This is a genomic window from Streptomyces sp. NPDC046876, assembly GCF_040645035.1.
Lineage (GTDB): Bacteria > Actinomycetota > Actinomycetes > Streptomycetales > Streptomycetaceae > Streptomyces.
In genome coordinates this window covers 1-10,282 of record NZ_JBEYXK010000163.1, presented here as the reverse complement: position 1 = coordinate 10,282, position 10,282 = coordinate 1, and the positions used below count along the sequence as shown (strand labels likewise).

8 protein-coding genes are annotated in these 10,282 nt (G+C 71.2%); 7 read left to right on the top strand and 1 reads right to left on the bottom strand.

Annotated features, from left to right (window positions below; translation table 11 throughout):
* Nucleotides 1-226: 226 nt before the first annotated feature.
* From ABZ924_RS36995 to ABZ924_RS36965, 7 genes are all read left to right on the top strand, one after another.
* Entirely contained in the window at nt 227-1,021 is a 795-nt protein-coding gene (locus tag ABZ924_RS36995) for an SDR family oxidoreductase (RefSeq protein ID WP_361919873.1), read from the top strand.
* An 8-nt stretch (nt 1,022-1,029) separates the two neighbouring features.
* Nucleotides 1,030-2,292, top strand: a complete 1,263-nt coding sequence (locus ABZ924_RS36990; RefSeq protein WP_361919871.1) for an MFS transporter — start codon at nt 1,030-1,032, stop codon at nt 2,290-2,292.
* A 9-nt stretch (nt 2,293-2,301) separates the two neighbouring features.
* Entirely contained in the window at nt 2,302-3,993 is a 1,692-nt protein-coding gene (locus ABZ924_RS36985; RefSeq protein WP_361919869.1) for an FAD-binding protein, read from the top strand.
* Between the two features lie 337 nt (nt 3,994-4,330).
* Complete coding sequence (wecB, locus tag ABZ924_RS36980) at nt 4,331-5,527, top strand: UDP-N-acetylglucosamine 2-epimerase (non-hydrolyzing) (protein WP_361919867.1); 1,197 nt, start codon at nt 4,331-4,333, stop codon at nt 5,525-5,527.
* 23 nt (nt 5,528-5,550) lie between these two features.
* Complete coding sequence (locus ABZ924_RS36975; RefSeq protein ID WP_361919865.1) at nt 5,551-6,345, top strand: hypothetical protein; 795 nt, start codon at nt 5,551-5,553, stop codon at nt 6,343-6,345.
* Nucleotides 6,342-7,613, top strand: coding sequence for a VCBS repeat-containing protein (locus tag ABZ924_RS36970; RefSeq protein WP_361919863.1), 1,272 nt, complete (start codon nt 6,342-6,344; stop codon nt 7,611-7,613). The genes ABZ924_RS36975 and ABZ924_RS36970 overlap by 4 nt, the downstream gene beginning before the upstream one ends.
* 145 nt (nt 7,614-7,758) lie before the next feature.
* Nucleotides 7,759-9,024, top strand: a complete 1,266-nt coding sequence (locus tag ABZ924_RS36965) for an acyltransferase (protein ID WP_361919861.1) — start codon at nt 7,759-7,761, stop codon at nt 9,022-9,024.
* Between the two features lie 63 nt (nt 9,025-9,087).
* Here the strand turns inward: ABZ924_RS36965 and ABZ924_RS36960 are convergent, their stop codons facing one another.
* Nucleotides 9,088-10,011 carry a helix-turn-helix transcriptional regulator gene (locus ABZ924_RS36960; RefSeq protein ID WP_361919859.1) on the bottom strand — a complete coding sequence of 308 codons (924 nt, stop codon included), beginning with the start codon at nt 10,009-10,011 and terminating at the stop codon, nt 9,088-9,090.
* Nucleotides 10,012-10,282 lie beyond the last annotated feature (271 nt).

Here is a 10,282-nt window from a genome sequence, read left to right as displayed (position 1 = left end):
ATCGCCGCGGCGAACACCCAGATCCACGCCGGTATCACCACGGCGGTCATCGTGAACACCGCGATCGTCCTGGTCGGGACACTGTCCACGGTCCTGTTCCTGCGCGCCAAGCGCACGGCCACCACCGCCTGACAGACGCGCTGTCTCCCCCTCCCCCGAGAGGCGGCCCGGCCGGGCCGGGCCGCCTCCCCCCACGCACACAGGTCTCCTTCTCCCAAGGAACGTGATGGACCTCCGTATCGAAGACCGCGTCTACCTCGTCACCGGAGCATCCTCCGGAATCGGCGCGGCGACCGCCCGACTGCTGGCGGCCGAGGGCGCAACCGTCGTCGGCGTCGCCCGCAAGCCGTGGACCCCCGAGGACACCGGCGGACGCAGCGGCACCGTCAGCACCGCCACCGCCGACCTCACCGACCCGGACGCCGCCCGCCAGGTGGTCGACACCGTGCTGGACCGCCACGGCCGCCTCGACGGCCTGGTCAACAACGCCGGCGCGCTGGAATCCCGTACGGGCTTCCTCGCCGTGACCGACGAACAATGGCACGACACCTTCGAGGTCAACTTCCACTCCGCGGTACGCATGACCCGTGCCGCCCTCCCCGCCCTGCTGGAGGCGGGGGCCGGTGCGCTCGTACACATCGCGAGCGAGGCCGCCCGCTTCCCCGACCCCGGCATCGTCGACTACGCCGCCACCAAGACGGCGCTGCTCTCCCTCTCCAAGTCCCTGGCCGCGGAGTTCGGGGCCCGCGGAGTGCGCTCCAACGTGGTCTCGCCGGGCCCCACCCGTACCGCCCTCTTCGATGCGCCGGGCGGCTTCGCCGAACAGCTCGGCCGGCGCTTCGGCCTCCCCGCCGACGAGGCCGTGGACCACTTCATCCGCGAGGAGCGCCGACTCCCGAGCGGCCGCATCGGCACCCCCGAGGACGTCGCCCGCATCGTCGCGTACCTGCTGTCCCCGCTCGCGGACCAGGTCACCGGCGCCGAATGGAGCGTCGACGGCGGCGCCCTGAGACAGATCTGACCGGGCCGATGCGACTTCCCCTCCCGCTCCTCGCCCTCGCGATCGGTGCCTTCGGCATCGGGACCACCGAATTCGTCATCGTCGGCCTGCTCCCGGACGTCGCCGGCGACCTGTCCGTGTCCATCCCGTCCGCCGGCATGCTGGTCACCGGCTACGCGCTCGGCGTGGTCGTCGGCGCCCCGCTGATGACCGCCGCCGGTGCCCGGCTGCCGCGCAAGACGATGCTCGTGGTGCTCATGGGCATCTTCATCGCGGGCAACCTGCTGTGCGCGCTGGCCGGCGACTACTCCGCCCTCATGGCCGGCCGGCTGATCGCCGCCCTCACCCACGGCGCCTTCTTCGGGATCGGCTCGGTCGTCGCCGCGGACGTGGTCGCCCCCGACCGGCGGGCCAGCGCCATCGCGCTGATGTTCACCGGCCTCACCCTCGCCAACGTGCTGGGCGTCCCGCTCGGCACCCTGCTGGGCCAGCAGTTCGGCTGGCGCTCGACGTTCTGGGCCGTCACCGCCATCGGAGTCGTCGGCATGCTCGGCATCGTCGGCCTCGTACCGAAGCAGCCGAAACCGCAGGCCGGAGCGCTGCGCGGCGAACTCGCCGTCTTCCGCAAGCCGCAGGTGTGGCTGGCGCTGACGACGACCGTGCTCGGTTTCGGCGGCGTCTTCGCCTCCTTCACCTACCTCGCGCCGATGATGACCGAGCTCGCCGGATTCTCCGACGGCGCGGTCGCCTGGCTCCTCGTCCTCTTCGGCGTCGGGCTGTGCGTGGGCAACGTGGCGGGCGGCCGGGCCGCCGACCGGTCCCTGATGCCCAGCCTGTACGTGATCCTCGGCGGCCTCAGCCTGGTGCTGGTGGTGTTCACCTTCACCTCGCACGCCGCACTGCCCGCCGCGATCACCCTCCTCGCCTTCGGCGCGGTCGGCTTCGCGACGGTACCCCCGCTGCAGGCCCGTGTGATGCAGCAGGCCGCCGGGGCCCCGGCCCTCGCCTCCGCGGCGAACATCGCGGCCTTCAACCTCGGCAACGCCCTCGGGGCCTGGCTCGGCGGCCTCGCCGTCGCCCACGGCCTGGGCTGGACCGCACCGACCTGGATCGGCGCCGCCCTGGCGGCGGCCGGCCTGGGCACCGCGGCCCTCTCGGGGCGGCTCGACCGCAGGAGCGGGCCGCGCCCGCTGCCCGCGGAACCCCTTCCCACCGGTCCCGGTGCGTCACCCGCCGCGGCGGATGCGGCCGGAGCCGGGTACGGCGCCACGTCATCATCGAACAGGAGTTGAGGAAGAACCATGAACGGTGTCGATCGCCGGACCATGCTCACCCGCAGTGCGGCCGTCGTCGGAGGCGCGGCAGTGGCCGGCGCGCTCGGCAGCCAGGCCGTGGCCGCCGCGGCCCCCACCCCGAGCCCAGCGAACGCGGCGGCCGGTGCGGCCGCGGGCAGCGGATCGGTCGTCAAGCCGGGGGACCCCCGGTACCCGCTGCTGACCACCGGCAACAACCAGCGCTTCGTCGCCCGCCCCGACTACGTCAAGATGGTCCGGTCGACCGCGGACGCCGAACGCGCCCTGCGCGACGCCGTCCGGGCCGGCAAGCGCGTCTCCCTGCGCAGCGGCGGCCACTGCTTCGCCGACTTCGCCGCCCATCCGGAGACCGAGGTCATCCTCGACTTCTCCGAGATGACGTACGTCGGCTACGACCCCGCCTTCCGGGCCTTCGTCGTCGAACCCGGCGCCCGGCTGATGAACGTGTACGAGGCCCTGTACAAGGGCTGGGGCGTCACCGTCCCCGGCGGCATCTGCTACAGCGTCGGCGCGGGCGGGCACATCGCGGGCGGCGGCTACGGCCTGCTCTCCCGCGCCCACGGCCTGGTCGTCGACCACCTCTACGCCGTCGAGGTGGTGGTGACCGACGGCAAGGGCGGCGTACGGACGGTCGTGGCGACCCGGGAGAAGAACGACCCGAACCGGGACCTGTGGTGGGCGCACACCGGCGGCGGCGGAGGCAACTTCGGCCTCGTGACCCGCTACTGGTTCCGCTCCCCGGACGCGAAGGGAACCGAACCCTCCCAGCAGCTGATATCCCCGCCGTCCACCGTCCTCGTCAGTGCCGTCGACTTCCCGTGGGAGCAGCTCACCGAAGCCAAGTTCACCCGGCTCCTGAAGAACTTCGGGGCCTGGCACGCGGCCAACAGCGCACCGGACTCCCCGTACCGCCACCTTTCCAGCCTCTTCAACGTCAGCTCCAAGGCCCACGGCAGCCTGGGCATGTTCACCCAGGTCGACGCGACCGTACCGAACGCGCGCAAGCTGCTCGACGACTACCTGGCGGCGATCACCGCCGGTACCGGGGTCACCCCCAAGGCCCTGACCCGCCCCACCGGCGAGCTGCCCGCGATGCCGCAGTTCGCCGAGCCGAAGACACTGCCATGGCTCCAGGCGACCCGGCTGGTCGGCACCAACAACCCCACCATCACCAATCCGACGTCCCGCGGCGGCCACAAGTCCGCCTACATGAGGCGGAACTTCACCGACCACCAGATCGCGACGCTCTACCGCTACATGAGCCGGCCGGACTTCACCAACCCGGACACCATGCTGGTGCTGTTCTCCTTCGGCGGCCAGGTCAATGCCGCCGCACCCGACGCGACCGCCAACGCGCAGCGCTCCTCCATCTTCAAGATGTGCTTCCAGACCTTCTGGGAGGACGAGAGCGAGGACGGCTTCTACCTGGGCTGGCTGCGCGACCTGTACGAGGACTTCTTCTCGGCGACCGGCGGCGTGCCGCTGATCGACGACAACACTGACGGCTGCTACATCAACTACCCCGACCGCGACATCACCGACCCGCACCGCAACCGCTCCGGCGTGCCGTGGACCACGCTGTACTACAAGGACAACTACCCGCGCCTCCAGCAGGTGAAGAAGCGGTACGACCCGTCCGACTTCTTCCGCCACTCCATGTCCATCAAGCCCGCCCGCTGACGCCCCTTCCCGCCTTCCCCCCTCGCCCTTCCCCCTGCCCTCCTTCCCCGCCCCTCCGCAGAAGCCCTGTGCCCGGTCCCCGGTGCACAGGGCTTCTGTCGTTCCCCCGCGCTGCTGTTCGAGTGGCCGCGCGGGGGTTCGTTGACTCCCCGAGCCGCTCCGGGAAAGCTTGTTCCTGGCCGGAAGAGAGCAGCCGAAAACGCCTCTCGTGAGAGACCCGATCCCCTGGCCACCACCCACGGAACAGCCCTCGGCACCGCCATGCCGAGCTCCCGTCATCCCTGCACGCCCTGGCTCGAATCCATCCGTCATGGAAGAAATGGAAGAAGAGGAAACCATGCGTTCCGTCGCCGTAGTCCTCGGCACCCGGCCCGAAGCCATCAAGTTCGCCCCGGTCATCCGCGCCCTCCAGGACGACCCGCGCTTCGCACCCGTCGTGATCTCCACCGGGCAGCACCGCCAGATGCTCGACGAGACCCTCGACGCCTTCGGCCTCACCGCCGACGTCGACCTCGGCGTGATGGCTCCCAAGCAGACGCTCTCCCAGGTCACCTACCGCTCGCTGCGCGGCCTGGAGGACTACTTCGTCGCCGCGCCCGCCGACGCCGTACTCGTCCACGGAGACACCGCCACCACCCTCACCGGGGCCCTCGCCGGCTTCCACCACCAGATCCCCGTCGTCCACGTCGAGGCCGGGCTGCGCAGCGGCCGGCTGGGCTCGCCCTTCCCCGAGGAGGGCAACCGCCGGCTCGTCGCCCAGGTCGCCGCCCTGCACCTGGCCCCCACCCCGGGCAACCTGGCCAACCTCCTCCGCGAGGGCATCGCCGCCGACACCATCACCGTCACCGGCAACACCGTCATCGACGCCCTGCGCTGGGCCAGCGGCCGCGCCGAGGACTACGGCGACCCCGCCCTGGCCGACCTCGACGAGGACCCCCGCCGGATCGTCCTGGCCTCCGCGCACCGCCGCGAGGCCTGGCCGCACCTGCCGAAGATCGGACGGGCCCTAGCCCGGATCGCCGACGAGCCCGGCGTCCGCGTCGTCGTCCCCCTGCACCGCAACCCCGTCGTCCGCGAGGCGCTGCTCCCGTACATCGGCGCCCACCCGGCCATCACCGTCGTCGACCCGCTGCCCTACCTCAGCTTCTGCAAGCTCATGGGCCGCGCCGACGTCATAGTCTCCGACAGCAGCGGCAGCCAGGAGGAAGGGCCCGCCCTCGGCAAGCCCACCCTCGTGCTCGGCAACGTCACCGAGCGCTCCGAGGCCATCGTCGCCGGCACCGCCTGCCTCGTCGGCACCGAGACCGAGGGCATCGTCGCCGACACCCTGGCGATCCTGCGCGACCGGCAGGCGTACGACCGCATGGCCAACGCCGCCAACCCGTACGGGGACGGCTGCGCCACCGAGCGCACCGTCGCAGCCCTCGCCCACTTCTTCGGCATGGGGCCCGCCCCCGAGCCGTTCGTCCCCGAGACCGCCGTCGACGAGCTCAGCGTCGAGCTCGCCCGTACGGCCGACTTCGCCCGCACCTGAAGCCACCGAGAGGAAGCGCCCGCATGCGTGCCACACCGTCCGCCACCGAACGCCCGCTGAACTTCAGCACCCCGTACCTGAGGGCCGCGCTCGTCCAAGACGCCGTGGACTACACGGTCGAAGGCCGCACCATCGTCGTCAACCCCGGCGTGAAGCCGGTGACCATAGCGGAGGAACCCCGCAAGACCATCCCCCCGCTGTCCTCGACGGTGCTCGCCGACACCCGTATCGAGCAGGCCGACGCGCTGATCCTGCTGCGCAGCGCCGGCGAAGGCGCCGAGGTGGCCGGCATCGTCGACCAGCCCGGCTGGTCGCACCTGGCCGACTCGTCCGACCACGGGGACTTCCCCCGTGAGACCCCGCTCTACCGCAGCTCCCAGGACGACATCAACACCGTGCTGTTCGACCCCTCCTACGTACTCGGCGAAAGCGAGACCGAGGGGTACCTGCGGGAGTTCAACGTCCGCGCCAACCTGTGGTTCGCGCCCGCCGGCACCGACTGCTTCATCCACAACAAGCACGACTTCATCGAGGTCCACACCCAGGTGCACGGCCTGGGCCGCATGCAGCGGTTCCGGAACCAGGACCAAGCGTCCCTCTACCAGGACGTCCTGATGAGCCCCGGCTACACCACCCCGGACCCCTTCTGCGCCACCGGCCCCCAGTGCACCTACCACTACCCCATGCACCAGTACCGGGCCGATACCGACTGCATCTGGCTCGCCCTCGAGTACCACCCCGTACCCCTCGCCCTGCGCACGCTCCCCACCACCCGGCCCACCGCCCGCCCCGCGACCCTCCTGGAGACCCGCTCATGACCGCCGCCGGCAAGAACACCGAACACACCCTGCGCGCCCCGAAGTTCACCGCCGAGCTCGTCGCCGACCAGCTGCGCGACGGCTACTGGCTGGAGGCGCCGGACATCGACGGCGACGGCAAGCCCGACCTGTTCGGCTACGGCCTGCGCCTCGGCGAGATCTACTGGTACGCCAACGACGGCGTCTGGACCCGCCGCCTCATAGCCGACCGGATCAACATGCCCGTGGGCGCCGACTTCGCCGACGTCAGCGGCAACGGCCACCCCGACGTCATCGTCTGCTACGACCTCTACGGGCCGATCGGCACGATCCACGACGCCAACACCGAGGGCGGGAAGATCGACTGGCTGGAGAACCCGGGCACTCCCGACAAGGACGAGTCGCGCTGGAAGCGCCACTACGTCGGACGCGCCACCGGTATGCACCGCCTGCGCGCCGGCCACTTCACCCGCACCGACCGCCTCCAGATCATCGGCCTGCCCATCGTCGCCAAGGAGGACGTGCACGCCGTCCTGCCCGTCGTGCTGTTCACGCAGCCCGACGACGTGCACACCGCCGAGGAATGGCCGATGACGGTCGTCGACGACAGCCACTTCCGGATGATCCACGGCGCCGAGAAGAAGAAGGGACTCATCCCCGGCTCCGACCTCGAGTCGATCCTGCTGGCCTCCGACGAAGGCGTGACCTGGCTGTACTACGACGAGGCCCGCCAGGAGTGGATCCGCGAGCTGATCGGCACCGGCGAGCTCACCCAGTTCGAGCAGACCGGCTTCCGCGGCAGCGGCGACCTCAACGCGGGCCGCCTCGGCGACGACCCGATGGCGTACGTCGCCGCCATCGAGCCCTTCCACGGCAACACGGTCGCCGTCTACACCAAGTCCTCCGACGGCGACGGCCAGGGCTGGAACCGGGTCCTCCTCGACGTGTACGGCGACCCCAACGAGAACGGCGAGGGCCCCGGCCACCAGATCGTCTGCGCCGACTTCGACGGCGACGGCGACGAGGAGTTCCTCGTCGCCCTGCGCGGGCCGTGGCCGTGGCAGGGGGTCATGTACTACAAGGCGATCGACGCCGCCAACGGCATCTGGGCCAAGTGGCGCGTCTCCGAGGAGTCCGTCGCCCGCATCGCCACCGCCGACTTCAACGGCGACGGCCGGCTGGACTTCGCCACCATCGCCTACTCCGTCCAGAACTACTACGTGGCCAAGGACGCCAAGCTCATGCTCTACCGCAACGAGATCGAGCAGGCCGCGCAGAGCGGGCAGTAGGCCGGGCCCGAACCCTCGACGGGCAGTCCCGCGACGCGACGCCCCTTCGCGCCGCCGGGGCCGTACCGCCGCACGGCGGGACACGGCCCCGGCGGCCGACCCTCACGAAACCTCTTCCGACCTCTTTGACGAAAGAGCGATCCCTGTGGCCTCCACGACGTCCTCCGACGCCGCGAAGCGGGCGAAACTGCCCTCACTGACCGGCCTGCGGTTCTTCGCCGCACTCTCCGTCTTCTTCTTCCACTCGTCCCTGACGGATTCCCCGATCCCGCCCAACGCCCCGATCAACCCCTTCGCCGACGCGGAGGTCTCCGACTGGTTCTCCACCGCCTTCGGCAAGGCCGGCTACCTGGGCGTCTCCTTCTTCTTCGTCCTGTCCGGCTTCGTCCTCGCCTGGGCCGCCAAGCCGGGGGAGCCCGCCACCGCCTTCCTCCGCCGCCGACTGCTGAAGATCTTCCCCAACCACGTCGTCGTCTTCACCGCCGCGATGATCCTCTTCGCCGGCGCGGCCGTCACCGGCGTGGCCGACTGGCTGCCGAACCTCTTCCTGATCCACACCTGGTGGCCGCAGCCCACCGTCAACCTCAGCGTGAACCCGCCCAGCTGGTCCCTCGGCAGCGAGCTCCTCTTCTACGTGCTCTTCCCGCTGCTGATCGTCCCGATCCGAAAGCTCCGCCGCGGCACCGCCCTGTGGGGCTGGAGCGCCGCGATGATCGCCGGCATGGTCGCCGTCCAGCTGATCTCGACCTACCTCATCCCGGACACCCCGAAGTCCACCATCACCCCGATCTCCGGCATGCAGTTCTGGTTCGGCTACCTGCTGCCCCTCGGCCGCGTCTTCGAGTTCGTCCTCGGCATCCTGCTCGCCCGGATCGTCCTGGCCGGCTTCTGGCCGCGCCGCGTCGGCTTCGGCGTCTCCGCCGCCCTGACCGTCCTCGGCTACGCCGCCGCGCTCGTCGCACCGTTCCAGTACGGCTTCGTCGTCGCCACGATCATCCCGGTCGGCGCGCTCATCGGCGCCACCGCCTCCGCCGACGTGGAGGGCCGCCACACCTTCCTGCGCAGCCGCCTCATGGTCTGGCTCGGCGAGGTGTCCTTCGGCTTCTACCTCGTCCAGGGCGTCACGATCTTCTACCTCCGCTCGCTGTTCGGTGAGCACACCTTCAGCGTCCCGATGGCCCTGCTGGTCGTCGCCGGCTTCTTCTGCGCCTCGCTGCTGGGCGGCTGGCTGCTCTTCCACTTCGTCGAGATGCCGATGATGCGGCGCTTCGGCCGCAGCAAGGCCTCCCGTACCGCCAGGATCCCGGCGCAGACCCGCGCCGAGGCACCAGTCCCGGCGGAAGGGGCTGCGATCGGCATCGCTGCCGACGCCGAACCGCACGTGCCGGCCACCGCAGGCCGCACCCCCTGACCGGCGGGGGCGCCCCGGTCGCGGATCCACCCCCGCTCCGCGCCCGGTCCACCCCCGCCCTCCTCAGCGCTCCCGCCCGCCGCCCGCGTCCGCATCCGCCGACGCGGGCAGCGGGCTGTCCGCAGCCGGACCCTGCGCACCGGCCGTCAGGCTCGACAGCATCCGCAGCGCCGCATCCGAGGGCGAGCCGGCCGGGGCCGTGTAGAGCAGCATCCGGTGATTGGTGCCGTCGGTGAGGTGCAGGTTCTCGAAATCGAGGGTCAGCGGGCCCACCACCGGGTGGTGCAGCTCCTTCGTCCCGACGGTGCAGTCGCGTACGGGGTGCTTGGACCACAGCGTCGCGAAGTCGGGGCTCTGCAGCATGAGCGAGCCGATGAGCTCGGCGAGCGCCCGGTCCTCGGGGTTGCGGCCGGCGACCAGGCGCAGCGCCGCGAGCGCCACGCGCGCCTCGTTCCTCCAGTCCGTGTACAGCTCCCGGGTGTGCGGGTCGAGGAACAGCATCCGCGTCAGATTGGGGCGTACGGCGGGGTCGTCGGGGCTCGCCGGGTCGAGATGCCCGGCCAGCAGGGCGTGGCCCAGCGGGTTCCACGCCAGCACGTTGTTGCGGCCGTCCAGCACCACGGCCGGGACCTGCGGCATCGCGCCGATGAGCCGCTTCGTGGCCTCCCGGGCGTACTCGGGCCGGGGCGACGGGCTCCGCTTGGCCCGCGGCGGGCGGGCCAGGTTCATCAGGTGCGCGTGCTCGTCCGGCGTCAGGTTCAGGGCGCGCGCCAGGGCGTCGAGGACGCTGTCCGAGGCGTTCGTGCTCTGCCCCTGCTCCAGGTGCGTGTAGTACGTGATGCTCACACCGGCGAGCAGGGCCAGCTCCTCGCGCCGCAGCCCGGGCACCCGGCGGCGGGTGCCGTGCGAGGGGAGGCCGACGTCTTCCGGCTGGAGCTGGGCCCGGCGCGTGCGCAGGAACTCGCCCAGGGCGGTAGGTGTGTCCATGCCCTCCAGTCTGCCGGGGCCGGGCGCAGGGCGCTGCCGGTAAGGGTGGCCCTGCGAGTGCTAGCTTGCCCGGCGCCAGCAGAACCAGGGGGCTGGGTAACCCCCGCCGACCCGTCCACAGTCGATTCCGGAACACGAACTCCCGTGTCGTGTCGGTCGGAAGGGATGTGCGAAGACGATGTCGGTTGTCGAGGGTGCTCGGGTTGCGGAGGGTGTGGGGGAGGGCCCGGTTCGTTTGGACGGGCGTTTGAAGTTGGTGCTGGTGGTGCTG